23 protein-coding genes are annotated in these 23,831 nt (G+C 74.4%); 22 read left to right on the top strand and 1 reads right to left on the bottom strand.

Going from position 1 to position 23,831, the window contains the following annotated elements; translation table 11 throughout:
- Genes KPL60_RS12045 through KPL60_RS12000 form a run of 10 tightly spaced genes read left to right on the top strand, consistent with a single transcriptional unit; the run spans position 1 to position 10,656 of the window.
- Positions 1-1,110 carry an NDMA-dependent alcohol dehydrogenase gene (locus KPL60_RS12045; RefSeq protein ID WP_226355920.1) on the top strand — a complete coding sequence of 370 codons (1,110 nt, stop codon included), beginning with the start codon at positions 1-3 and terminating at the stop codon, positions 1,108-1,110.
- 10 nt (positions 1,111-1,120) lie between these two features.
- A complete protein-coding gene (locus tag KPL60_RS12040) occupies positions 1,121-2,599 on the top strand; it encodes an aldehyde dehydrogenase (protein WP_226365866.1) in 1,479 nt (492 codons plus the stop codon).
- Position 2,600: 1 nt separating this feature from the next.
- The gene (locus tag KPL60_RS12035) at positions 2,601-3,548 is read left to right on the top strand and encodes a TIGR03560 family F420-dependent LLM class oxidoreductase (RefSeq protein ID WP_226366071.1); all 948 of its coding nucleotides are present in this window, start codon (positions 2,601-2,603) and stop codon (positions 3,546-3,548) included.
- A 47-nt stretch (positions 3,549-3,595) separates the two neighbouring features.
- Positions 3,596-4,720 carry an NDMA-dependent alcohol dehydrogenase gene (locus KPL60_RS12030; RefSeq protein WP_226366070.1) on the top strand — a complete coding sequence of 375 codons (1,125 nt, stop codon included), beginning with the start codon at positions 3,596-3,598 and terminating at the stop codon, positions 4,718-4,720.
- Positions 4,721-4,746: 26 nt separating this feature from the next.
- A complete protein-coding gene (locus KPL60_RS12025; RefSeq protein ID WP_226355922.1) occupies positions 4,747-6,045 on the top strand; it encodes a phenylacetate--CoA ligase family protein in 1,299 nt (432 codons plus the stop codon).
- Between the two features lie 18 nt (positions 6,046-6,063).
- Positions 6,064-6,624 (top strand): UGSC family (seleno)protein, encoded by a 561-nt coding sequence (locus KPL60_RS12020; protein WP_226355923.1) that lies wholly within the window; start codon positions 6,064-6,066, stop codon positions 6,622-6,624.
- The gene (locus KPL60_RS12015) at positions 6,621-7,673 is read left to right on the top strand and encodes a hypothetical protein (protein WP_226365865.1); all 1,053 of its coding nucleotides are present in this window, start codon (positions 6,621-6,623) and stop codon (positions 7,671-7,673) included. Before KPL60_RS12020 ends, KPL60_RS12015 begins: the two co-directional genes overlap by 4 nt.
- The gene (locus KPL60_RS12010) at positions 7,670-8,536 is read left to right on the top strand and encodes an SDR family NAD(P)-dependent oxidoreductase (protein WP_226365864.1); all 867 of its coding nucleotides are present in this window, start codon (positions 7,670-7,672) and stop codon (positions 8,534-8,536) included. Before KPL60_RS12015 ends, KPL60_RS12010 begins: the two co-directional genes overlap by 4 nt.
- Positions 8,533-9,642 (top strand): zinc-binding dehydrogenase, encoded by a 1,110-nt coding sequence (locus KPL60_RS12005; protein WP_226365863.1) that lies wholly within the window; start codon positions 8,533-8,535, stop codon positions 9,640-9,642. Before KPL60_RS12010 ends, KPL60_RS12005 begins: the two co-directional genes overlap by 4 nt.
- Before the next feature lie 9 nt (positions 9,643-9,651).
- Entirely contained in the window at positions 9,652-10,656 is a 1,005-nt protein-coding gene (locus KPL60_RS12000) for an amidohydrolase family protein (protein WP_226365862.1), read from the top strand.
- Positions 10,657-10,721: 65 nt separating this feature from the next.
- Here the strand turns inward: KPL60_RS12000 and KPL60_RS11995 are convergent, their stop codons facing one another.
- Positions 10,722-11,450 carry an IclR family transcriptional regulator gene (locus KPL60_RS11995; protein WP_226356695.1) on the bottom strand — a complete coding sequence of 243 codons (729 nt, stop codon included), beginning with the start codon at positions 11,448-11,450 and terminating at the stop codon, positions 10,722-10,724.
- A 468-nt stretch (positions 11,451-11,918) separates the two neighbouring features.
- On the opposite strand from KPL60_RS11995, the gene KPL60_RS11990 reads away from it, so the two are divergent.
- The 12 genes from KPL60_RS11990 to KPL60_RS11935 all read left to right on the top strand — a co-directional run bounded on the left by KPL60_RS11990 (position 11,919) and on the right by KPL60_RS11935 (position 23,809).
- Positions 11,919-13,535: an ABC transporter substrate-binding protein gene (locus tag KPL60_RS11990; RefSeq protein WP_226365861.1), complete on the top strand. Its 1,617-nt coding sequence runs from the start codon at positions 11,919-11,921 to the stop codon at positions 13,533-13,535.
- Complete coding sequence (locus KPL60_RS11985) at positions 13,532-14,548, top strand: ABC transporter permease (RefSeq protein WP_226355929.1); 1,017 nt, start codon at positions 13,532-13,534, stop codon at positions 14,546-14,548. Before KPL60_RS11990 ends, KPL60_RS11985 begins: the two co-directional genes overlap by 4 nt.
- Positions 14,535-15,401, top strand: a complete 867-nt coding sequence (locus tag KPL60_RS11980; protein WP_226365860.1) for an ABC transporter permease — start codon at positions 14,535-14,537, stop codon at positions 15,399-15,401. Before KPL60_RS11985 ends, KPL60_RS11980 begins: the two co-directional genes overlap by 14 nt.
- Positions 15,398-16,447 (top strand): ABC transporter ATP-binding protein, encoded by a 1,050-nt coding sequence (locus KPL60_RS11975; RefSeq protein WP_226365859.1) that lies wholly within the window; start codon positions 15,398-15,400, stop codon positions 16,445-16,447. Before KPL60_RS11980 ends, KPL60_RS11975 begins: the two co-directional genes overlap by 4 nt.
- Positions 16,444-17,499: an ABC transporter ATP-binding protein gene (locus KPL60_RS11970; RefSeq protein ID WP_226355931.1), complete on the top strand. Its 1,056-nt coding sequence runs from the start codon at positions 16,444-16,446 to the stop codon at positions 17,497-17,499. Before KPL60_RS11975 ends, KPL60_RS11970 begins: the two co-directional genes overlap by 4 nt.
- Positions 17,496-17,741 (top strand): hypothetical protein, encoded by a 246-nt coding sequence (locus KPL60_RS11965; protein ID WP_226365858.1) that lies wholly within the window; start codon positions 17,496-17,498, stop codon positions 17,739-17,741. Before KPL60_RS11970 ends, KPL60_RS11965 begins: the two co-directional genes overlap by 4 nt.
- Before the next feature lie 15 nt (positions 17,742-17,756).
- Positions 17,757-19,268 (top strand): sensor histidine kinase, encoded by a 1,512-nt coding sequence (locus tag KPL60_RS34640; RefSeq protein ID WP_226365857.1) that lies wholly within the window; start codon positions 17,757-17,759, stop codon positions 19,266-19,268.
- 1 nt (position 19,269) lies between these two features.
- Entirely contained in the window at positions 19,270-20,220 is a 951-nt protein-coding gene (locus KPL60_RS11955) for a LysR family transcriptional regulator (protein WP_226365856.1), read from the top strand.
- Between the two features lie 70 nt (positions 20,221-20,290).
- Complete coding sequence (locus tag KPL60_RS11950; RefSeq protein ID WP_226365855.1) at positions 20,291-20,785, top strand: Rieske (2Fe-2S) protein; 495 nt, start codon at positions 20,291-20,293, stop codon at positions 20,783-20,785.
- Entirely contained in the window at positions 20,782-21,885 is a 1,104-nt protein-coding gene (locus tag KPL60_RS11945) for an amidohydrolase family protein (RefSeq protein WP_226365854.1), read from the top strand. The genes KPL60_RS11950 and KPL60_RS11945 overlap by 4 nt, the downstream gene beginning before the upstream one ends.
- A complete protein-coding gene (locus tag KPL60_RS11940; RefSeq protein ID WP_226365853.1) occupies positions 21,882-22,922 on the top strand; it encodes an amidohydrolase family protein in 1,041 nt (346 codons plus the stop codon). Before KPL60_RS11945 ends, KPL60_RS11940 begins: the two co-directional genes overlap by 4 nt.
- Complete coding sequence (locus tag KPL60_RS11935; protein WP_226365852.1) at positions 22,919-23,809, top strand: alpha/beta fold hydrolase; 891 nt, start codon at positions 22,919-22,921, stop codon at positions 23,807-23,809. Before KPL60_RS11940 ends, KPL60_RS11935 begins: the two co-directional genes overlap by 4 nt.
- Positions 23,810-23,831 lie beyond the last annotated feature (22 nt).

The following is a 23,831-nucleotide window of genomic DNA, read 5'->3' as shown; positions in this document are numbered from 1 at the left end:
ATGGGTATGACGACCCGAGCCGCGATCTGCCGCGAACCGGGGACGCCGTGGGAGACCACCGACGTCGAGCTGGACGACCCGCGCGCCAACGAGGTCCGCATCCGGTTCCACGCGGCGGGGCTCTGCCACTCCGACGACCACATCCAGAAGGGCGACGCCCGGATGCGGATGCCCGTCGTCGGCGGGCACGAGGGTGCCGGGGTGGTCGAGGCGGTCGGTCCCGGTGTCACCCGGGTGCAGGTCGGGGACCACGTCGTGTGCTCCTTCATCCCGGCCTGCGGCTCCTGCCGGTACTGCTCCACCGGCCGGCAGAACCTGTGCGACGCCGGGAAGAACGCCGCCACCGGTGAGTTCCCGGACGGGACGTTCCGGTTCCACCTCGACGGCGAGGACCTCGGCGGACTCTGCGTGCTCGGCACGTTCTCCCAGTACGCGGTGGTCTCCGAGTTCTCCTGCATCCCGATCGCCGACGACATCCCGTTCGACGTCGCCTCCCTGGTCGGCTGCGGCGTCCCGACCGGCTGGGGCTCGGCGGTGCACGCCGCCGGGGTCCGTGCCGGGCAGACGGTCGTCGTCTACGGCTGCGGCGGGGTCGGCGCGAACGCGGTGCAGGGGGCCCGGCTCGCCGGTGCCCGCACCGTGGTGGTCGTCGACCCGGTGCCGTTCAAGCGGGACATGGCGAAGGTGTTCGGTGCCACCCACACCTTCGCCGACGCCGAGGAGGCCCATCGGTTCGTCGTCGAGACCACCTGGGGCGAGCTCGCCGACCACGCGATCATCACCGTCGGCGTGCTGCACGACGAGGTGATCGGCCGCGCGCTGGCGATCATCGGGAAGTCCGGCCAGGTCACCGTCACCGCGGTCGGCAACGGCTCGGTCCGGGCGCCGTCCGGGATGCTGATCGGCTACCAGCGCCGGGTGCAGGGCGCGATCTTCGGCGCCTGCAACCCGCTGCACGACGTGCCCCGGCTGCTCGACCTGTACCGCTCCGGCGATCTGAAGCTGGACGAGCTGATCACCAGGCGGTACCGCCTGGAGGAGGTCAACCAGGGCTACGCGGACATGGCGGACGGCCGGAACGTCCGCGGCGTGATCGTCCACGAGCACTGAGGCGGTGACCATGACGACCGACACGACAACCGGCACGGACGCCGGTACCGGCACCGCACCGCCCGCCGGGGCCACCCACCTGATCGGCGACGCCTGGGTGCCCGCCGCCGACGGCCGCACGATCGACGTGCTCGACCCCGCCACCGGCGAGGTCGTCGGCCGGGTGCCGCGCGGCACCGCCGCCGACGTCGACGCCGCCGTCGCGGCCGCCCGGGAGGCGTTCCCGGCCTGGCGCGACACCAGTGCCACCGAGCGCGGGCGGCTGCTGCTGCGCTGGGCCGAGCTGGTCGAGCGGCACGCCGACGAGCTGGACCGGCTGGAGTCCCGCGAGGTGGGGCGGCCGCACTGGGGCCCGCCGCCGATGGCCCGGATGCTCACCTTCCTGGCCGGGCAGGCCGACAAGGTGCAGGGGCTCTCGCTGCCCACGCACACCCCGGACGTCCTGGGGCTCACCCTGCGCGAGCCCTACGGCGTCGTCGCCTCGATCATCCCGTGGAACGCCCCGGGCCCGATGTTCGCCAACGACACCGGCGCCGCGATCGCCGCGGGCAACACCGTCGTCGTCAAACCGGCCGAGGACGCCCCGCTGACCCCGCTCGCACTGGCCCGGCTCGCCCGCGAGGCGGGGATCCCGCCGGGGGTGGTCAACGTCGTCACCGGCTACGGCCACGAGGCCGGCGCCGCGCTGCCCGCGCACCCCGACGTCGCCCGGGTCGGGTTCACCGGCTCCCCGGAGACCGGGTCCGCGGTGATGGCGACCTGCGCACGCCGGCTGGTCCCGCTGCACCTGGAGCTGGGCGGCAAGTCCCCGCAGGTGGTGTTCCCCGACGCCGACCTGGACCGGGCGATCCCGGCGATCGTCGCGGGCATCACGCTCAACACCGGACAGATCTGCGCCGCCGGGTCCCGGGTCGTGGTGGACCGGTCGATCCGCGCCGAGGTGGTGGAACGGCTCGCCGCCGAGATGGCGGCGGTCACCGTCGGCCCCTGGCACGAACGCGCCCGGATGGGCCCGCTGATCAACGCCCGGCAGCGGGACCGGGTGCTCGGCTACGTCCGCACCGGACGCGAGGAGGGCGCCCGGCTGGTCACCGGCGGCGGCACACCGACCGGGAACGGCCTGGACCGCGGGTTCTTCGTCGAACCGACGCTGTTCGACGACGTCGATCCCGGCATGACGATCGCCCGCGAGGAGATCTTCGGCCCGGTCCTGTCGGTGCTCGCGGTGGACGACGAGGCGCAGGCCCTCGCCGTCGCGAACGGCACCGACTACGGGCTGGTCGCGTCGGTCTGGACCCGCGACGTCGGCCGCGCCGTGCGGATGTCGCGCGGGCTGGCCGCCGGGCAGGTCGCGGTCAACGCCGCCCTCGGAGCCGGGGTGATCGGCGGGCCGTTCGGCGGGTACCGGCGCAGCGGCTTCGGCCGCACCATGGGCGCCGACGCCGTGCTGGAGCACACGCAGGTGAAGACGGTGTCGATCCGTGGGTGACGTGCGGATGCGGGTGCTGATGGAACCCCGCCACGGCGCCCGCTACGACGAGATCCTCGCGCTGGCCCGGGCGACCGAGGCTGCCGGGTTCGACGCGTTCTTCCGCTCCGACCATCTGATGGGCGTCGACCCGCACGACCGCACCTACCGCCCCACCGACTGCTGGACGACGCTCGGCGGGCTGGCCCGCGAGACCCGCCGGGTCCGGCTCGGCGCCCTGGTCGGCGCCGCCACGTTCCGCGAGGCCGGCCTGCTCGCGACGATCGTCGCCTCCGTCGACGAGATGAGCGGCGGCCGGGTCGAGCTGGGACTGGGCACCGGCTGGTACGAGCGCGAGCACGCCGCGTTCGGGATCCCGTTCCCGCCGACCCGCGACCGGTTCGACCGGCTGGAGGAGCAGCTGACGGTCGTCACCGGCCTGTGGCGGGCCGCCCGGGACGGCACGTCGTTCTCGCACGAGGGCAGCCACCACCGGATCGCGGACAACCACACCCCGCCGCAGCCGGCACAGGACCCGTACCCACCGGTGATCGTCGGCGGGACCGGTCCGCGGCGCACCCCGGCGATCGCCGCCCGCTTCGCCGACGAGTTCAACGGTGCCCTCGGCGGCGACCTGGCCGAGCGCTACGCGGTGTTCGACCGCGCGTGCGAGGCGATTGGCCGGGACCCGGCGACCGCACGCCGCTCCGCGGTACTGCCGGTGGCCTGCGGCGCCGACCCGGCGCAGGTCGCCCGCCGCGGCGCGGTCATCGGGTCCGACCTCATGCGCGACAACGCCGCCATCGGGTCTCCGGAGCAGGTCACCGACCGGATCGGACGGCTGGCGCAGGCCGGCGCGGACACCGTCTACCTGCACGTCTACGACATCGCCGATCTCGACCACATCGCCCTGATCGGGGCGGAGGTGCTGCCGCACGTCGCGGCGCGACCGGAGGGGGCCCTGCAGTGAGCACAGCAGAGACGACGGCCGGACCGTCCACCACGGACTCCGGTGTCATCACCACCCGGGCGGCGGTGGCCCGCGGCCCGCACACCGGCTGGGAGCCGACCGACCTGCGGCTCGAACCGCCCCGCGCGCACGAGGTGCGGGTCCGGTTCCACGCCGCCGGCCTCTGCCACTCCGACGACCACATCACCGCGGGCGACGCGCCCGTGCGGTTCCCGGTCGTCGGTGGCCACGAGGGCGCCGGGATCGTCGAGTCGGTCGGCCCGGACGTGCGCCGGGTCCGCCCCGGCGACCGGATCGTCTGCTCCTACATCCCCGCCTGCGGTGCCTGCCGTCCCTGCTCGACCGGGCACCAGAACATGTGCGTGAAGGGCCTCAACGCCGGCACCGGGATGTTCCTCGACGGGTCGTTCCGGTTCCACGAGGGCACCGGCGACGACCGCGTGGACTTCGGCGGCTTCTGCACGCTCGGCACGTTCTCGCAGTACGCGGTGGTGTCGGAGTGGGCGTGCGTCCCGCTGCCCGAGGACATCCCGTTCGAGATCGGCGCGCTGGTCGGCTGCGGCGTCCCCACCGGCTGGGGCTCCGCGGTGTACGCCGCCGGCGTCCGGGCGGGGGAGACCGTGGTGATCTACGGCGCGGGCGGGGTCGGCTCGAACGCCGTGCAGGGCGCTCGCTACGCCGGCGCGAAGAACGTGGTCGTCGTCGATCCGGTCACGTTCAAGCGTGAGTCCGCCGAGATGTTCGGGGCGACGCACACCTTCGCCGACGCGGCGAGCGCGCACGAGTTCGTCGTCGAGACCACCTGGGGCCAGCTCGCCGACCACGCGATCTGCACCCCGGGCGTGCTCACCCCGGAGATCGTGAACGACGCCGTCGCGGTCGTCGGCAAGGGCGGCAGGGTCACCCTGACCGCGGTCGGGCGGCTCGGCGAGAACACCGTCGACGTGCACGCCGGGATGATGATCAGCTACCAGCGCCAGATCCGTGGCGCTCTGTTCGGCGGCTGCAACCCGCTGTACGACATCCCCCGCCTGCTCGGCCTCTACCGGGCCGGCGACCTCAAGCTCGACGAGCTGATCACCCGCCGGTACCGGCTGGACGAGATCGACCGGGGCTACGCCGACATGACCGCCGGCCGCACCATCCGCGGCGTGATCGTCCACGACGTCTGACGCCCGCCGCGATCCGAGGAGCCACCGTGTCCCCTGCACCCGTGCCCGGGTTCGTCGCGTCCGCCGACGCCGAGGCCGTCACCGACCTGTTGCGGGCCCAGCTCGAGGGCCTGCCCGCCCGCTCACCGTTCTACGCCGACCTGTTCGCCGAGCACGGGATCGACGCGTCGGCGTTCGGCTCGCTCGCCGACCTGGCCCGGTTCCCCTTCACCGGCAAGCAGATGCTGCGCGACTCCCAGGCCGCGCAGCCGCCGCTGGGCCGGCACGCCGGCGTCGCGATGTCGGAGGTCGTGCGGGTGCACGCCTCCACCGGCACGACCGGACGCCCCAGCTGGGTCGGGGTGACCCGGCGCGACGCGGGCGCCTGGACCGAGCTGGTCGCACGGGCGTTCCGCACCATGGGGGCCACCCGCGACGACGTCGTCCTGCACGGCGCCGGGCTCACCCTGTTCGTCGGCGGCCTCCCGATCCGCGACGCGCTGGAACGCATCGGCAGCACGATGGTCCCGATCGGGACCGGGGCGTCGGAGAAGGCGGTGCTGGCGCTGGAGTCGCTCGGAGTCACGGCGCTGCACTCGACGCCGTCCTACGCCCGCTACCTGGCCGAGTACCTGAGGGCGGCCGGCCGCGACCCGCGCGAGTTCGGGCTGCGGAAGATCTTCGTCGGAGGCGAGCCCGGCGGCGGGGAACCCGCGTTCCGCAGGCAGGTCGAGCAGGAGTGGGGCGCCCCGGTCACCGAGGGTCTCGGCAACGCCGACATGGCCCCGGTGCTGTTCGCCGAGCAGCCCGGCAGCGGTGGGATGCGCTTCACCGGCGGCCGGCACGTGGTCGCCGAGCTGATCGACCCGGAGTCCGGCGAGCCGGTGGGCGCCGAACCCGGCGCCCAGGGCGAGCTCGTCTACACCTCGGTGGACCGCGAGTGCTGCCCGCTCGTGCGCTTCCGCACCCGGGACCGGGTGGTCGTCACCGGCCGGGCGGCCGACGACGCCCCGCTGATCCGCTGCATCGGCCGGACCGACGACATGCTGATCGTGCTCGGCGTCAACGTCTTCCCGTCCGCGGTGCGCGACCTCGTCGTCGCGCTGCATCCGCGCACCACCGGCGCCGTGCAGATCGTGCTGCCCGAGCACGGCCCGCGGGTCGACCCGCCGCTGCGGGTCGAGGCCGAGTGGGGCGACGCGGCCGGGGACACCGAGCAGCTCGGCCGGGAGATCGAGACCGCGATCCGGACCCGGCTGTCGGTCAGGGCCACGGTGACGCTGGTGCCGCCCGGCTCGCTGGAACGCGCCGAGATGAAGTCCCGGCTGACCCGGCTCACGGGCTGAGCGGGAAGGAGACGAGACGTGTCCGAGAAGCCCAACCCCATACTCGATCCGACCGGCCGGGGCGCCGATCCCTCCCCGGAGCCCGGGGCGGCATTGCTCGCACCGCGCCGCCCGGACCTGACCGGCCTCCGGATCGGGGTCCTGGAGAACACCAAGAAGAACGCCGACCTGCTGCTCAGCGAACTGGCCCGGCTGCTCGTCGACGAGCACGGCGCCGCCGGGGTCACGGTGGCCCGCACGAAACGGCAGTTCGCCGTCCCCGCGCCCGACGAGCTGATCGAGGAGTACGCCCGCGGCTGCGACGTCGTCGTCACCGGGGTCGGTGACTGCGGATCGTGCAGCGCCTCCGCCGTCGCCGACGGGGTGCTGTTCGAACAGGCGGGGGTGCCCGCCGCGGTGATCTGCAGCGACGCGTTCGCCGCCACCGCCGACACGATGGCCGCGCTGCGCGGCGCCACCGGCTACCGCTACCTGACCACCCCGCACCCGGTCGCGATCCTCGAACCGGACCAGGTCCGGGACCGTGCCGCGCGGCTCGCCGGCGACGTCGCCGCTCTGCTCACCGGGGCGCAGCGGTGACCGCCGGGACCGACCCGGACCCGGATCTCGCCGCCGCCGCGGTCGAGCACTGCTTCGAGCAGGGCTGGACCGACGGGCTGCCGGTGGTGCCCGCGTCGCGCGCGCTGGTCGACCGCTTCCTCGCCACCACCGATCTGGCCCCGGAGACCGAGATCGGCAGGCTGCCGCAGCTGGACCGGGCGGTCACCGTCGAGCTGGCCGCGATCAACGCGGTGATGGCGGGCTGCCGCCCGGAGTACTTCCCCGTCGTGCTCGCGGCCTGGGCCGCACTGACCGCGGAACGTGCCACCGGCGGCGGGGGCTGGCAGTCGACCAGCGGCCCGGCACCGCTGATCGTGGTCAACGGCCCGGTCCGCGACGCGCTCGGGTTCAACTCCACCGGCGGCGTGTTCGGGCCGGGGTTCCGGCCGAACGCCACCGTCGCCCGGTCGATCGGGCTGATCGTGCGCAACGTCTACGGCGTGCACCCGCACGCCCTGGAGCAGGCCACCCAGGGGCTGCCCGGGCGCTGGCAGATCTGCATCGCCGAGAACGAGGAGGAGAGCCCCTGGGAGCCGCTGTCGGTCGGGGCCGGCGTCGCGCCGGGGGAGTCCGCCGTGTCCGCGACACTGCTGCGGACCTGCGAGTACGTCGACAACCGGCACACCGGCTCGGCCGAGCAGCTGCTCGCCGACGTCGCCGACACGCTCTCCCGCACCGGGGCCTGGATCTTCCGGCACGCGAGCGCCGGGGTCGTGTTCTGTCCCGAGCACGCCCAGCAGCTCGCCGCCGCCGGGTTCGGCCGTGCCGAGGTGCGGGCCTGGCTGGCGCAGCGGTGCGGCCGCAGCGTCACCGACCTCGCCCGGGCCGGGAAGGACGGCCTGGACGGCCAGGTCCGGTTCGCCGACGGCACCCGCGGCGACGGCTTCGACCCGCTGCTCGCCGGCTCCGGCCGGGAGAACCTGCTGCTGGCCGTCGCCGGGGCCCGCAACGCCGGCATTTCGATGGTGGTGCGGCTGTTCTCCGACTGGTCGGGCACCTCGGTCCCGGTGGCGGGGGTGACCCGGTGAGCGCCCGGGTCGCACTGGTCACCGGCTGCGGCAAGCCGGACGGCGCCGGCCAGGGGATCGCCCGCCGGCTAGCCGCGGCCGGGTACGCCGTCGTCGTCACCGACCGGGTGCCCGGCGGCGTGCCCAACGCCCGGCAGGCGGCGCAGACCGGGACCGGGACGCACGACGGGCTCACGACGCTGACCGCGGAGCTCACCGGCACCGGGGCCCGGGCCGTCGCCGTGCTCGGCGACATCGGCCGGCCCGAGGACGCCGCCCGCATGGTCGGCACCGCCGTCGAGGAGTTCGGCCGGCTCGACGTCCTGGTCAACAACGCCGCCGCACCACAGGGCGCCGACCGGGCCGACATCGGCGAGACCTCGCTGCAGGTGTGGCAGGAGCTGCTGCACACCAACCTGACCGGCACCTTCCTGATGTGCCGGGAGGCGGTGCCGGTGATGCGCGGGCAGCGCTACGGCCGCATCGTCAACATCTCCTCGATGGCCGGGCTGTCCGCGGCCCCGCGCTCGGCCGCCTACTCGGCGTCCAAGGCCGGGGTGGTCGGGCTGACCCGCGCGCTCGCGATGGACGTCGCCGGGTGGGGGATCACGGTCAACGCGATCTGTCCCGGCCTGCTCGCCACCAGCCGGGCGGTGCTCGATCCGACGCTGGACGACGAGGCCGCCGTCGCGGCGGTCGCCGCCCGCGGGCGGTCCATCGCGGTCGGGCGGGCCGGACGGCCCGACGACGTCGCCGCGGCGGTCGCCTACCTCGCCGCAGAGGACGCCGGCTACGTCACCGCCCAGACCCTCGTCCTCGACGGCGGCGGGCTCAGCCCGTTCCCGCTGCCCCGACCCGCCGACCACGCAGGAGACACACCATGAGCGACCAGGTACGCGCGGCCGTCCAGACCGCACCCGGGACGATCGAGCTGCGCGAGTTCCCGCGCCCCGCGATCGGTGCCGACGACGGGCTGCTGCGGGTCGAGGCGAACGGGATCTGCGGCAGCGACGTCGAGATGTTCCGCGGCCACATGCGGATGGGCTCGGGCAAGCCGGTGATCCCCGGGCACGAGCCGCTCGGGATCGTCGAGGAGGTCGGCGAGCGCGCGGCCGCCCGGTGGGGCGTCGAGCCGGGTGACCGGGTCGCCCTCGAGGTCATCGTGCCGTGCCGGGCCTGCCACGACTGCCTCACCGGCCGCTACCAGTCCTGCCGCCACCGCGGGAACGCACACGGCGTGACCGGGACCGACGTCGCGCCGTCTCTCTGGGGCGGCATGGCCGAGCACCTCTACCTGGCCCCGAACGCGGTGCTGCACAAGGTCGACCGGGACCTGCCCGCCGAGCTGGCGGTGATGTTCAACCCGCTCGGCGCCGGCGTCCGGTGGGCGGTGCACCTGGGCGGCGTCGGGCTCGGCGACACCGTGCTGGTGCTGGGTGCGGGCCAGCGCGGGATCGCCTCGGTGATCGCCGCCCGTGCGGCCGGGGCCGGGACGATCGTCGTCACCGGACTGGAGTCCGACGTGCACAAGCTGGAGCTGGCCAGGGAGTTCGGCGCCGACCACACCGTCGTCGTCGACGGGGAGGGCGCCGAGGACCCGGTCGAGACGGTGCTCGACCTGACCGGCGGGGCCGGGGCCGACGTCGTCCTGGAGCTGACCCCGATGGCCGCCGCCCCGCTCACCCAGGCGCTGCGCGCCGCGAAGCACGGCGGCACCGTCGTGCTCGCCGGGCTCAAGGGCGGCCGGGAGAACCCGCTGAACACCGACCTGATCATCAACCGGGCGCTGACCGTGCGCGGTGCCTACGGCGTCGACGCCCGCGGCTACGCCGAGGCCATCGCGATCATCGAGTCCGGCCGCTTCCCGCTGGAGAAGCTGCACACCCACACCTTCGGGCTCGACGACACCGCGCTGGCACTGCGGACCCTCGGCGGGGACGAGCCCGGCGAGCGCGCGGTGCACGTGTCGGTCCATCCCCACCTGCGCTGAGGAGTCGCCGTGCTGATCGACGCACACGCCCACCTGCTGCCCCACGACTACCCCGACGACGCCCCCGGGTGCTTCCCGCGGATGGAGGCGATCGACGGCACCGACGCCCGGCTGCTGGTGTTCGGGTCGGTGCGGTTCACCGCGAAGGCCGCGTTCTTCGACGCCGAACGGCGGATCGAGGCCCAGGACGCGTCCGGTGTGGACGCCGAGGTGATCACCCCGATGCCGCCGCTGCTGCGCTACGACCTCCCGGTCGCCGACGGGCTGTCACTGGCCCGGCACGTCAACGAGTTCACCGCGACGCTGAGCGCGGCCGCCCCGGGCAGGCTCTACGGCTTCGGCATCGTCCCGATGCAGGACCCGGACACCGCGACCGCGGAGCTGAAGCAGATCCGCGACGCCGGCCTGCACGGTGTCGAGATCGCCTCCGGAGTGCTCGGCAGGCCGATCGGGGACGAGCGGTTCCGGCCGTTCTTCGCCGAGGCGGAACGGCTCGGGCTGCCGGTGTTCGTGCACGCGATGCCCGCCCCGACCGACCAGCTCCCGGCCTCGGCGATGGGCACCCACGTGGTCGGCCTGCAGGGCGCGACCGCCGCCGCGTCGATGGTCACCGGCGGGACCGCGGCCGGGTGCCCGGACCTGCGGCTGTCGTTCAGCCACGCGGCCGGCGGGTTCCCGCTCGTCCTGCCGCGGGCGCAGTACTTCTGGAGCAGCACCTGGAACGAGGAGCCCGCGGTGCCCGAGCGCGCGTTCGCGCACGACGACGGCCCGTCCCCGTCGGAGCTCGCCCGGCGCTTCTACTACGACACGATGGTCTTCGACCACCGCGCCCTGCGCTACCTCGTCGACCTGCTCGGCCACGACCGGCTGCTGGCGGGCTCGGACTTCCCGGCGATGCCGCGCGAGGAGCCCTGCGGCCGGACCCTGCGGTCGCTGGACCTGTCCGCGGCCGAGCTGGACGACATCCTGTGGCACAACACCTTCCGCTGGCTCGGGGTCGACCCACCGGTCTGACCCGGTATCGCCGCACGCTTGCTCCCCCGGGCCCGGTGCCCGGGGGAGCGGCGTGTGCCGGACGCTCAGAGGCCGGTCACCGGGCGTGGCCCCAGGGTCCGGGAGATCGCCCGGGACGCCTGCGTCAACACCCCCGCGAGCTCGCGGGTCCGCGCGTCGGTCGCCTCCACGACCACGCTGACGGCCGCGGCGACCCGTCCGCCGGCGTCGAGCACCGGCACCGCGACCACCATGTCGGGCACCGTGATCTGCCCGCGCGCCACCGCCACCCCGGTCTGCCGGATCGAGGCCAGGGTGCGGCGCAGCTCGTCCGGGTCGATCACCGTCAGCGGGCTGAAGCGTTCCAGCGGCGCGCTCAGCACCTGTTCCTGGAACTCCGGTTCGGCGTGCGCGAGCAGCACCAGCCCGGTGCCGGTGGCGTGCATCGGCCAGCGGTCCCCGACCCGGCTGTTCACCGGGTTGCGGACGCGGGCACGGATCGCCTCCACGTAGACCACGCCGGTGCCGTCCCGCACCCCCAGGTGGACGTTGCCGCGGGTGGCCCGGTGGAGGTCTTCGAGGTGCGGGTAGGCGGCCTCGCGCAGGCCGAGACCGCGCGGTGCCAGCGCCGACAGCTCCAGCAGCCGCAGCCCGACCGAGTAGCGGCCCTCGCCGTCGCGCTCCAGCGCACCCCAGGCCACCAGCTCGTGCACCAGCCGGTGCGCGGTCGACAGGCTCAGCCCGGCACGCCGCGCGATGTCGCTGAGCGTGAGCGACCGGTGCCGGGGCCCGAAGGCGTCGAGCACCGCCAGCATCCGGCCCGCGGCCGTGACCCGCCGGCCGGGATCCGGTTCGTGGGCCCACCCCGGGCCGCGCTCCGCCGTGACCGTCATCGACCGGCCCTCGTGCCCGTCGTACCGCAGGGTTCCACCACGCCCGACCCCCTTGTCCAGCGTCCACGTCGTGCGGCGGCCGGAGCCGGCGCCCGGCCAGTCTCCGCAGGCCACACGCTGCGTCACAAGGGCAGCACGGACGAACGGGTCGGATGGGACAGAGCTGCCTACGTCATTCGTCGTGGTCGGGCCGGGCGGGGCGCCAAGTTGTCTTCCGCCGGGCGGAAGCGCCCTCCACCGCGACCGTGGGGCTGTCCGACGCTGGTCGACATCACAGTGAGCCCGATCACGTTCCCGGCCGCCCCGACCGCCGGTCCCCGGGTCCCACCACCGACCGGACGCCCCGCCGCAGCGCGGGCCGGCCGGTCCCGAACCGAACGGGAGTGCCCCGTGAGACGACGGATGCACCTGCCGGCCCTGCTGCTGGCCACGGCCATGGTCGTGGCCGGTTGCGGAGGTGGGGCGACGACGAACGCGGGCGGCGCTCCCGCGGAGCCGACCGGTCCACCCCAGCGGGGCGGTGAGCTGACGGTGCTGGAGAACGCGTCGTTCGCCGGCGGCTGGCCGACCGGCCTGGATCCGGCGACCAACACCACCGGCGGGGCGAACGTGCCGCAGATGAGCGCGATCTACGGCGGGCTGTTCCGGCTCGTCGCCGACGACGACGGCAGCAACGCCCGGGTGGAGCCGCACCAGGCGGAGAGCAGCTCGGTCGAGAACGGGGGCCGGACGGTCCGGATCACCCTGCGTGAGGGGCTCCGGTTCACCGACGGCACGCCGTTCGACGCCGAGGCGGTCGCCGCCAACTTCCGCCGCGCCGTGGACTCGCCCTGCACCTGCTCGCCGAACTGGCCACTGGCCGACGGCGGGATCACCACGGACGGGCCGCTGACCGTCGTCCTGGAGTTCACCCGGCCCTACGCCGGGGTGATCAACGCGATGCCGGTGACGAACGTGAACTGGATCGCCTCGCCCTCCGCGCTCGCGACGAAGGGCGAGGACGCGTTCGCGATCGAGCCGGTCGGCGCCGGGCCCTTCACCGTGGTGTCGAACCAGCTCAGCTCCGAGCTGGTGCTGGAACGCAACCCGGACTACTTCAAGGAGGGTCTGCCCTACCTGGACCGGCTGACCTTCCAGTCGATCGGCGGCGACCAGCCCGCCTACCAGGCGCTGCTGGCGGGGCAGGCGCAGGCGTACGAGGGGCTGACCACGACGCCGCTGCTGGAGCAGGCGCAGTCCCAGGGGCGGCTCGCCGTGACCGTGCAGCCCGCGACGTCGCCCTACGTCGTCCAGCTCAACACCCGGGCCGCGCCGTTCGACGACCCGCGGGCCCGGGAGGCGATCTACGCCGCCACCGACTTCGACGCGATCGGGCAGGGCCTGTTCCGCGGCCTCTACCCGGTCAGCCAGAGCTTCACCGGTCCGGGCGGGCTGTTCCACACCGAGTCGACCCCCGGCTACACCGGCCACGACCCGGAGCGGGCGCGGCAGCTCGTCGCGGAGCTCGGCGGGCTGGAGGTCGACCTCGGGACACTCGGGTCCTACGTGGCCGAGCAGGTCATGACCGCGCTGCAGACGCAGTGGCAGGAGGCGGGAATCACCGTCCGGACCGAGACCTACGAGCTGTCCACACTGGTCCAGGAGTTCAACGGGGGCGGCTGGCAGGCGATGCTGCAGACCGCCGGCTCGTGGGACCCGGCCGCCGGGGTCGGCGTCAACTTCCGGTTCGACTCGGACAGCCCGTTCTCCGGGGTCGCCGACCCCGCGCTGGACGCACTGTTCGACCAGGCCGCCGCCTCGGTCGATCCCGCGCAGCGCCAGGAGCTCTACGACCGGGCGGGCGGCCTGATCGCCGAGAACCACTACGGCCCGTTCGGCCTCGCGTTCGCTCCGGCCAACCTCGCGGTCCCGGGGGTGTACGGACCGGGCCTGACCAGCCGGATCCCGCCGATCGTCGTCAACACCGGCGTGCACTGGGACGAGGTCTGGCGGGAGTCGCAGCAGTGACCGCGGGCGTACCGGTCCGCGACCGTTCCGCGCGCCTCGCGGCGCTGCGCGGGTCACCGGCGCTGCGGATGGTCGGCAAGCGGACGCTGGTGGCGGTCCCCATCGTGCTCGGGGCCAGCGTCCTGACCTTCTGGGTGCTCAGCCTGATCCCGGGCGGGGCGGCGCAGCAGCTGCTCGGACCGGAGGCGACCGCCGAGCAGATCGCCGCGCTGGAACAGCGGCTCGGGCTCGACCGGTCCGGGCCGGTGCGCTACCTGCAGTGGCTCGGCGGCGCCGTGACCGGTGACCTCGGCAACTCGGTGGTCAGCGGCCAGCCGGTCACCCCGGTGCTCGCGGAGCGACTGGCCGTCACCGGACAGCTGGTGGGGATGGCCTTCGTCCTGTCGCTCGGACTGGCGATCCCGGTCGCGCTGCTGGCGGCCTACCGGCCGAACCGCCTGTTCGACCGGCTCAGCATGCTCGTCAGCATCACCGGGCTGTCGGTGGCGAACTACGTGCTGGCCCTGCTGCTGGTGCTGCTGTTCGCGGTGCAGTTCTCGATCTTCCCGGCGATCGGCTTCGTACCGCTCTCGGAGAGCGTGACCGGCAACCTGCACTCGCTGGCGCTGCCCGCGGTGGCGATCGCGTTCCCGCTGTTCTGCTTCTACACCCGGTTCCTGCGCGGGGACCTGGTGGACCAGCTGCAGGGCGAGGACTACATCACCACGGCCCGGGCCAAGGGCGTCGGGCCGTGGCGGGTACTGGTGCGGCACGCGTTCCGGAACTCGTCGTTCGGGCTGATCACCGTGGTCGGGCTGAACCTGGGGACGCTGATCGGCGCGACCGTGATCATCGAGCAGATCTTCGCGCTGCCCGGCCTCGGGCAGCTGCTCCTGCAGGCGATCAACACCCGGGACTTCGTGGTGGTGCAGGCCTGCGTCGTCGTGTTCGCCGTGATCGCGGTGCTGGCCAACCTGCTCGCCGACCTGCTCTACGCCGTGCTCGACCCGAGGATCCGCTATGGCAGTCGCTGAGCCCGTCACCGCCGTCGTCCCCACCGCGCCGCCGGGCAGGCGCGGCCTGCTCCGGAGCCCGGCGGTCGTCCTGCCGGGCGGGCTGCTCGCCCTGATCACCGCGGCCTGCTTCGTCGGACCGGTGGTGCTGCCGCTGCCGCCGCCGGTCGGCGGGAGCGTGCTGTCGAGCTACCTCCCGGCGCTCTCACCGGGGCACCTGCTCGGCACCGACCCGAACGGCAACGACATCCTGTCCCGGGTGCTGCACGGCGGGCGCTCGTCGCTGATCGTCGCGGTGTCGGTGAACCTGCTCGGGCTGCTCGTGGGCGGCACCCTCGGCGCGGTGTCGGGCTTCCTCGGCGGGATCGTCGACACCGTCATCATGCGGGTGCTGGACGTGCTGATCGCGTTCCCGTCGCTGGTGCTGACCCTGGCGGTGGCCCAGAGCCTCGGCCCGAGCCGGACCAACACCGTCCTCGCGCTGGCGTTCTTCAGCGTGCCGGCGTTCGCCCGGATCGCCAGGGCCGCCACCCTGCGGCTGCGCGAGCAGCCGTTCATGGCCGCGGCCGAGCTGTGCGGGACGCCCGGCCACCGGACGCTGCTGCGCCACGTCGCGCCCAACATCGCACCCCAGCTGATCACCTTCGGGATGCTCGGCATGGGCATCGTGATGGTGATCGAGGGGGCGCTGTCGTTCCTCGGGCTCGGCATCCCGCCACCCACCCCCAGCTGGGGAAACATGATCGCCCAGGGCCAGCAGAGCCTGTCCGCGACGCCGATGCTGGTCGTCTGGCCGTGCCTGGTGCTCTTCGTGACCGTCCTGACCTTCAACCTGCTCGGCGAGACCCTGCGCGCACGATGGAGCGGCCGATGACCATCTCCGGCACCGACACCGCGCCGGCCCGTACCGACCCGGCGCCGGTCGGAGATCCGCTGCTCGTGGTGCGGGACCTGCGGGTCCGGTTCACCCGCGAGGGCGTTCCCGTGCACGCGGTCAACGGGCTGTCCTACAGCGTCGCCCCCGGACGGACGCTGGCGGTGATCGGCGAGTCCGGGTCCGGCAAGAGCGTGAGCTCCCGGGCGCTGCTCGGGCTGCTGCCCGGCTCCGCCCGGGTCACCGGCTCGGCGACGTTCGACGGCACCGAGCTGATCGGCATGCCGGAGCGGCGGATGCGCAGGCGGCGCGGCTCGGACATCGCCATGGTCTTCCAGGACCCGGCCCGCTCGCTCAACCCGACGATGCGGATCGGCAACCAGATCACCGAGGCCGTCCGGGTGCACGCCGACGTCGACGCCCGGTCGGCGCGGGAGCGTGCCGTCGAGCTGCTCACGATGGTCCGGCTGCCGGCACCGGAGCGGCGCTTCTTCGAGTACCCGCACCAGCTCTCCGGAGGGATGCGGCAGCGGGTCATGATCGCGATCGCGCTGGCCGGGCAGCCCCGGCTGCTGATCGCCGACGAGGCGACGACCGCGCTCGACGTGACCACCCAGGCCCAGATCATGGAGCTGCTGGCCGAACTGCAGCAGCGGCTCGGCACCGCCGTCGTCATGATCAGCCACGACCTCGGGCTGGCCGCCAGCTACGCCGACGACGTGCTGGTCATGTACGCGGGCCGGGCCGTCGAGTACGCGCCCGCGCCGACCCTGTTCGGTGCCGTCCGGATGCCCTACACCGCGGCACTGCTCGGCGCGATCCCGCTGCTCGACCGGCCGTCGCACACCCTGCTGCCGGTGATCCCCGGCCAGCCGCCCGACCTGCGGGCGCTGCCCGAGGGCTGCCCGTTCCGCCCACGGTGCGCCTCGGCCGACGAGCAGTGCCTGACCGAGCCGCCACTGACCGAACACGAGCCCGGCCACCGCTGGGCCTGCTGGCATCCCGAACCCGGCCGGGGCACCGAACCCGAGGAGGACCGGCGATGACCGTCACCGACCACCGGGGGGCCGGGTCGCGGGCCGCTCCGGTCGCCCCGCTGCTGGCCGCCCGCGACGTCGTCCAGGAGTTCCCGGTCCGGGCCGCGGGCGGGGTGAAGGGCGGCGTGGTGCACGCCGTCTCGAACGTGTCGCTGGAGGTCCACCCGGGGGAGACGCTGGGGGTGGTCGGCGAGACCGGTTCCGGCAAGTCCACGCTGGCCCGGTCGCTGATCCAGGCGCCGCGGCCGCAGTCGGGCGAGATCGAGTTCCAGGGTGTCGACCTGATGGGTCTGCGGCGGCGCGACCTGGTGCGGGCCCGGCGGTCGCTGCAGATGGTCTACCAGGATCCGTTCGGCTCGCTGAACCCGCGCTGGCGGGTCGCCGAGCTGGTCGCCGAGCCGCTGGTCGGCTACCGGGAGGGCACCGCCGCCTCGCGTGCCCGCCGCGTCGACGAGCTGCTGGACATGGTCGGGCTGGACCCGTCGCTGTACGGGCGGCGGCGCCCGCACGAGCTGTCCGGCGGGCAGTGCCAGCGGGTCGCGATCGCCCGGGCGATCGCGCTGGACCCGGCGCTGCTCATCTGCGACGAGGCGGTGTCCTCGCTGGACGTGCTGATCCAGGCACAGGTGCTCAACCTGTTCGAACGCCTGCGCTCCGAGCTCGGCCTGTCCTACCTGTTCATCGCGCACGATCTCGCGCTGGTCAAACAGGTCAGCGACCGGGTCGCGGTGATGCACCTCGGGCAGCTCGCCGAGATCGGCCCCGCGACCGCGCTCTACCGCGCGCCCCGGCACCCCTACACCTCGGCGCTGCTCGACTCGATCCCCGGCCTGGACCCGGCGACCGGACGGGTGCGGCGGCCCACGGCGCCCCCCGGCGAGCCGCCGTCGCCGCTGGACCCGCCCAGCGGCTGCCGCTACCGCACCCGCTGCCCGCGCGCGCAGCAGCGCTGCGCCGAGGAGGAACCGGTGCTCGTCGAACTGGCGCCGGGGCACCGGGCCGCCTGCCACTTCCCGCTCGACCCACCCGGACGCACCGACGACGAAGGGACCCGCACATGACGATCGACCACGCCGCTCTGGACGGACTGTGCGCCGGTCTGGAGGCCGACGACTACGCGATGGAGGTGACCGAGTCCGGCGACCGGCTGCAGGTCCGGATCAGCGCCGGACCGGACGCCTGCGCGGACTGTCTCGTCCCGAAGGACATGATGCGAGCCGTGCTGCACTCGGCCCTGGGCGTCCCCGAGGAGCGGATCGAGATCGGCTACCCCGGCGAAACGCTCGAACCGGGCGGCGAGTGACCGCATGATGGTGCGGTGCACACCGATGTGACGACCGTTCCCGACCGGGACGAGCCGGGAGCGGCCGCGCTCGTCGCGGTGTGTGCGGACGGCCTGGTCCTGCTCGACGCCGACGGCCGGTTCCGTTCGCTGAACCCGGCCGCCCTCCGGCTGCTCGGCCGCCCGGCCGACGAGCTCGTGGGCGTCCTAGCGCCGTTCGTCCCCGGCCCGGTGGGCCCGTCCGGGACCCGGACGGTGCGCTGGACCGGGGCCGACGGGTCGGCCCGCGAGCTCCGCTACCGGGCCGCGCCGGACGGCACCGGCGGCCTGGCCGTGTGGTTCAGCGACGTCACCGACCGGCTGGCCCGGCAGGAGCGGCTGACCGCGATCGTCCGGGCCGCCGCTGGGGTCGCCGAGGCGGGGTCGCTGGCCGGCACGCTGGACGCCATCGCCCGCGAGATCATCGGCACCGCGCACATCGCGGCCGCCCAGATCCTGGCGGTCGACGACCCGGCGGCCGACCTGCAGGTGCTCGGGATGGCCGGGTTCGGCGCGGCACCCGACTTCGTCCGGCGGCTGCGGGCCTGCCGGGAGGGCGGCGCGGACATCCGGTTCCTGGAGGCGCACGCGCGGGGCGAGGCGGTCGTCGTCCCGCACCGCCGGGCGGCGATCATGGCGGACCCGGCGTGGGAGCCGCTGCACGAGATCATGGACCGGCCGGACTGGGACGGGTTCGTCGCGATGCCGATGGTCGTCCGTGGCACCACCGTCGGCGTGATCAACGCCTACTACGAGCCGGACGAGGCGCCGGACCCGTCGTCGCTGGCGTTCCTGGAGGCGATGGCCGCGCACGCCGCCGTCGCCGTGGACACCGCCCGGCTGGTGGCCCGTTCCCGATCCGACGCCCGCACGGCGGAGCGCCGCAGGCTGGCCCGGGACCTGCACGACTCGGTGGTGCAGCAGCTGTTCTCGATCCGCATGCAGGTCTCGGCACTGCAGGGCCGGCTGGACCGCTCCGACCCGGACCCGGCCCGCGTGCTGGGCGCGGCGACCGAGCTGTCCGCGATGTCCGCCGACGCACTGGACGACCTGCGGCTGCTGGTGCGCGAGATGCACCCGGCCGCACCGCGTGGCGGTGACCTGGTGGAGGCGGTCCGCACGCACGCCTCCGAGGTGCAGTCCCGGACGGGCCTGCGGGTGGACGTCGTCGCCCCGGTGGACCCGCGGCTGGGCCCCGGGGTCACCGACGACCTCTACCGGACCGTCCGGGAGGCCCTGCACAACGCCGTCAAGCACGCCGGGGCGGACACGGTGCGGGTACGGATCGAACGCAGCGACGGCGACCTGGTGGTCGAGGTCGCCGACGACGGGTCCGGGACCCGGCCCGCGGATCCGCCGGCCAGCGTGCCCGGCGGCCTGGGGCTGGTGTCGATGCGTGAGCGGGCCGAACGGTGGGGCGGTACCTGCTCGGCGGGCCCGCGCCCGGACGGCGGTTGGACGGTCCGGACCGTGCTCCCGGTCTCGGGCCTGGACGAGCAGGAGACCTGAGGTGCCCCGTTCCGCGACGGCCGCGCTGGCCAACGTCGACCTGAACCTGCTGGTGATCCTGCGGGAGCTGCTGCGCGAACAGAACGTCACCCGGGCGGCCGAGCGGGTCGGGGTGACCCAGCCCGCGGCGAGCGCCGCGCTCGCCCGGCTGCGCAGGCACTTCGACGACGACCTGCTCGAACGCACCCGCGGCCGCTACGTGCTGTCCCCGCTGGGGCGCCGGCTCGCCCTCCAGGTCGAGCCGCTCTGCCTCGGCCTGGAGCGGTTGTTCGCACCGGAGGAGCCGTTCCGGCCGGAGGTCTCCGAGCACGAGTTCACGGTGATGACCACCGACTACGTGCTGGCGGCGATGGGCGAGTCGCTGTCGCGCGTGGTGCACGAGGCCGCACCCGGCGTGCGGCTGCATGTCCCGGTCGTGAAGGGCAGGCTGCCCGGCGACCTGCCGGAGACGCTGCGCACGCTGGACGGGATCATCTCCGCGCCGAAGGCCGAGTTCAAGGTCGACGAGCTGTGCGGCCAGGAGCTGTTCCGGGACCGCTGGGTGTGCGTCGTCGACGCGGAGAACCCGGTGCGGGACCGGATCGAGCTGGCCGACCTCGAACGTCTGCCGTGGGTGATCCCGAACCAGCCCGACCCGCAGTACCCGGCGAGCTCCCCGCTCGCGCCCCTGCTGGCTATGCTCGGCACCCGGCCGCGGGTGGCGGTGCGGGTCGACAGCTACGCGGCCACCCCGTGGTTCGTCGCCGGGACCGATCGGGTCGCGGTCATGCAGGGTCGGCTCGCCGCCGGTTTCGCCGACCGTCCCGACCTGCGGATCCTTCCCTGCCCGGGGGACCCGCCGCCGATCGTGGAGATCTTCTGGTGGCACCGGCTGCGCTCCGACGACGCCGCGCACACCTGGCTGCGCGCGATGCTGGACACCGCCTCGCGCTCGTTGCGCCCCGGCCCATAGACGCGGTGGATGACCCGCATCCGAACTTCCTCTTTCCGTCCGGGGTGACCTGCGACATAGCGTCGGGTGCATGCGGATCGTGGTGGCCCGGGTGGACGACTTCCCGCCCGGCGAACGAAGGATCGTGACCCATGGACGGCGCTCCATCGGGGTCTTCCGGGTCGGTGACCGGTTCTACGCGCTCAACAACCACTGCCCCCACCTGGGCGGACCGTTGTGCCAGGGCCGTACGCAGGCGTGGGTCCGGTCGAGCACACCCGGACGGTACGAGCGCGACGACGAGCACGCCCTGATCGCCTGCCCCTGGCACGGCTGGGAGTACGACCTGGCCACCGGGCAGTCGTTCCTCGGCCCGGGGGAGCCGCCGGCCCGGAGCTACGAGGTGAGCGTCGAGCCCGCCGACGTGTCCACTGCGGATCCCGCGCCCGGGGAGCGCAGGCCCGGCCCGTTCCTCGCCGAGACCTTCGACGTGACGGTGGAGCGGTTCGGCTCGGGCGACCACGTCGTCGTCGACACCACGCCGCGGCCCGCCCGCACCGTTCCGAGCCAGGGGGAGAGCCCGTGACCACCGCACCCGAGGCGCCCGCGGCGCCGGCCCGCCGGCGTACCGGCTTCACGATCGTCGACACCGACATCCACCCGGCCTGCCCGCCCGCCGAGCTGATGCCGCGCCTGGACCCGGCCGCCCGGCGCCGCTACGAGCTGTTCGGCAGCCGTGTCCCCGCCCCGCCGGACGTCTACCCGCGGGTGCGCAACTCCGGCTACCGGCTGGACGCCTGGCCGGAGGGCGCCTTCCCGGGCAGCGACCTGCAGCTCGTCCGCGACCAGCTGCTCGACGAGTTCGACATCGACCACGGCGTGCTCATCCCGCTGCAGTCGCACAGCTGGGGCGCCGAGACCCCCGAGTTCGCCGCGTCGCTGTGCCGGGCGCTCAACGACTGGGTCGCCGAGTGCTGGCTCGACCGCGAGCCGCGGCTGCGGTCGTCGATCGCGGTGTCGCTGGAGTCCCCGGAGCTGGCCGCGGAGGAGATCCGCAGGCGCTCGGGCGACCCGCGGTTCTGCCAGGTGCTGCTGGCCACCGGCGGCGAGTCCGGGTTCGGCAGGCGCCGGTACTGGCCGATCTACGCGGCCGCCGCCGAGGCCGGCCTGCCGATCGCCGCGCACACCGGCGGGCTGGAGCAGCACCGCGGCGCCGGCTGGCCGTCGTTCTACCTCGAGGAGCACGTCTGGAACGGCAACATGATGGGCGCGCTGGTCACCAGCCTGCTCTGCGAGGGCGTGCTCACCGAGTTCCCCGAGCTGCAGGTGGTCTGTGTGGAGGGCGGGCTGGCCTGGGCGGCGCCGTTGATCTGGTCGCTGGACGACGGGTGGGCGGCGCTGCGGGAGGACGTCCCGCACCTGGACCGGCCGCCGTCGGAGATCCTGCGTGAGCACCTGTGGTTCACCACGCAGCCGATCGAGGAGCCGCGCGACCCGGCGGACCTGGCCACGGTGATCCGGCATCTCGGCCTGGGCGAGCGGATCATGTTCGCCTCGGACTACCCGCACTGGGACTTCGACTCGCCGACATCGGCGCCGCGGCTGTTCCCGGCCGACCTGCGCGAGCCGATCATGGGGTCGAACGCCTGCCGGCTCTACGGCCTGCCCGAGCGGGTGGCGGCATGAGCGCCCCGGCGGTGGGGGTGGTGAAGGTCGACACCGACGTCCACTGTGTCCCGTCGAGTCTGTCCGACGTGGTCGCGCACATGGACCCGTACTGGCGCGACTACACCACCGACGGCGGGGTGTCGCTGTCGCCGACCCAGGGCGGCGCCTACCCGCCCGGCATCGGCCCGGGTGGCCGGCCGCTGTCCGACGTCGGCGCGCTGGGGGAGCGCGTGCTCTCCCCGGACGGCACGGACCTCGCGATCCTGACCTGCACCAGCACCTTCCAGACCAACCGCAACCCGTACTACGAGGCGGCGCTCTGCCGGGCGCTCAACGACTGGCTCCTGGAGCGGTGGCAGGCCCACGACCCGCGGCTGCGGGTGGCGATGGTCGTGCCGACCCTCGACGTCGACGCCGCGGTCGCCGAGATCCACCGGATCGGCGACCGGCCAGAGGTCGTCACCGCACTGCTGCCGGTCCGCAACGACACCCGCTGGGGCAACATCGGGAACCGGCCGGTGCTGCGTGCCGCCGCGGAGCACGGTCTCGTCGTCACCCTGCACGCGTGGGGGCGTGCAGGGCAGGCGCCGACGTCGAGCGGGATGACCCACAGCTACCTGGAGGACTACCTGGCCAACGGGCACGTCGTCGCGCAGGGGCAGCTGGTGAGCCTGGTGACCGAGGGCGTGTTCGCCGAGCTCCCCGGACTCCGGGTGACGGTCGCCGAGTGCGGCTCGACCTGGCTGCCGACGCTGCTGTGGCGGTTCGACAAGGACTGGAAGGGCGTCTGGCGGGAGGTGCCGTGGGTGGACCGGCCGCCGTCGGAGATCGTCCGTGAGCACGTCCGGTTCACCACGGCGCCGATCCACCTGCCGTCCGACCCGGTGCAGGCCCGGGAGGCGGTCGACCTGCTCGGCCCGGAGCTGCTGATGCACGCCGGGGACCACCCGCACGACCACGGTCCCGGTGCCGACCGGCTCGCGGCCGTGCTGGACGGCGACGAGCTGGCCGCCGTGCGCGGCGGGACGGCCGCCGAGTGGTACCGGCTCGGGTGAGCGGGATCGGGCTGCCGGGGAGCCCGCAGGACGTCCCGACGCCGTCCGGGGGGACCGTGCGGGTCCGGCAGGCGGGGGAGGGCCCGCCGGTGCTGCTGCTGCACGGGTGGCCGCAGACCTCGGTGATGTGGCACCGGGTGGCCCCCGGCCTGCTCGACGGCCGCACCGTGGTGCTGGCGGACCTGCCCGGCTACGGCGGCAGCGCGCTCCCGGCGGGCGCCGCCGTCACGGTGTCGGGCAAGCGGACGATGGCCGCCGACCTGGTGGCGGTGATGGCGGCGCTCGGGCACGAGCGGTTCGCCGTCGTCGGGCACGACCGGGGCGCCCGCTGCGCGTACCGGATGGCGCTGGACCATCCCGGCGCGGTGAGCGCGCTGGCGGTACTGGACGTCCTCCCGACGGCCGACGTGCTGGCCCGCGCCGACGCCGGGTTCGCACGGGGGGCGTTCCACTGGTTCCTGCTGTCGCAGCCGGCGGACCTGGCGGAGCGGCTGGTGGCCGCGGAGCCCGACGCGATCCTCGGACGGGGTCTGGCCGAGGTCTGCGACCCGGCCGCGCTCGCCGCGTACGCGTCGGCGTGGGCGCGCCCGGAGGTGGTGCACGGGATGTGCCAGGACTACCGGGCCGGGTTCGACGTCGACGCCGCCGACGACGAGGCCGACCGCGGCCGGCGCACGATCACCGCGCCGACACTCGTCCTGTGGGGGCGCCGCGGTCCGCTCGGGCGGGCACCGGCGGTGCTGGACGACTGGCGGGTCTGGGCCCCGGCCGCGACCGGGCGGGCACTGGACGCCGGGCACCTGCTCGCCGAGGAGGCACCCGACGAGGTACGGGCGGAGCTGGCCGCCTTCCTCCCCACAGCCAGCCGGTATCGACTCCATCGATGACCAACCGGGGGAACCCGGGACC

Source organism: Pseudonocardia sp. ICBG162 (assembly GCF_020496225.1).
GTDB lineage: Bacteria > Actinomycetota > Actinomycetes > Mycobacteriales > Pseudonocardiaceae > Pseudonocardia > Pseudonocardia alni.
Note: the sequence above shows the minus strand (reverse complement) of the source record. Positions and strands in the feature narration are given on the sequence as shown.

Bases quoted from the DNA above. Each gene is read 5' to 3' on its own strand.
- KPL60_RS12045 (WP_226355920.1), top strand. From the start codon at position 1: ATGGGTATGACGACCCGAGCCGCGATCTGCCGCGAACCGGGGACGCCG.
- KPL60_RS12040 (WP_226365866.1), top strand. From the start codon at position 1,121: ATGACGACCGACACGACAACCGGCACGGACGCCGGTACCGGCACCGCA.
- KPL60_RS12005 (WP_226365863.1), top strand. From the start codon at position 8,533: ATGAGCGACCAGGTACGCGCGGCCGTCCAGACCGCACCCGGGACGATC.
- KPL60_RS11995 (WP_226356695.1), bottom strand. From the start codon at position 11,450: ATGCTGGCGGTGCTCGACGCCTTCGGGCCCCGGCACCGGTCGCTCACG.
- KPL60_RS11980 (WP_226365860.1), top strand. From the start codon at position 14,535: ATGGCAGTCGCTGAGCCCGTCACCGCCGTCGTCCCCACCGCGCCGCCG.
- KPL60_RS11975 (WP_226365859.1), top strand. From the start codon at position 15,398: ATGACCATCTCCGGCACCGACACCGCGCCGGCCCGTACCGACCCGGCG.
- KPL60_RS11970 (WP_226355931.1), top strand. From the start codon at position 16,444: ATGACCGTCACCGACCACCGGGGGGCCGGGTCGCGGGCCGCTCCGGTC.
- KPL60_RS11965 (WP_226365858.1), top strand. From the start codon at position 17,496: ATGACGATCGACCACGCCGCTCTGGACGGACTGTGCGCCGGTCTGGAG.
- KPL60_RS11950 (WP_226365855.1), top strand. From the start codon at position 20,291: ATGCGGATCGTGGTGGCCCGGGTGGACGACTTCCCGCCCGGCGAACGA.
- KPL60_RS11940 (WP_226365853.1), top strand. From the start codon at position 21,882: ATGAGCGCCCCGGCGGTGGGGGTGGTGAAGGTCGACACCGACGTCCAC.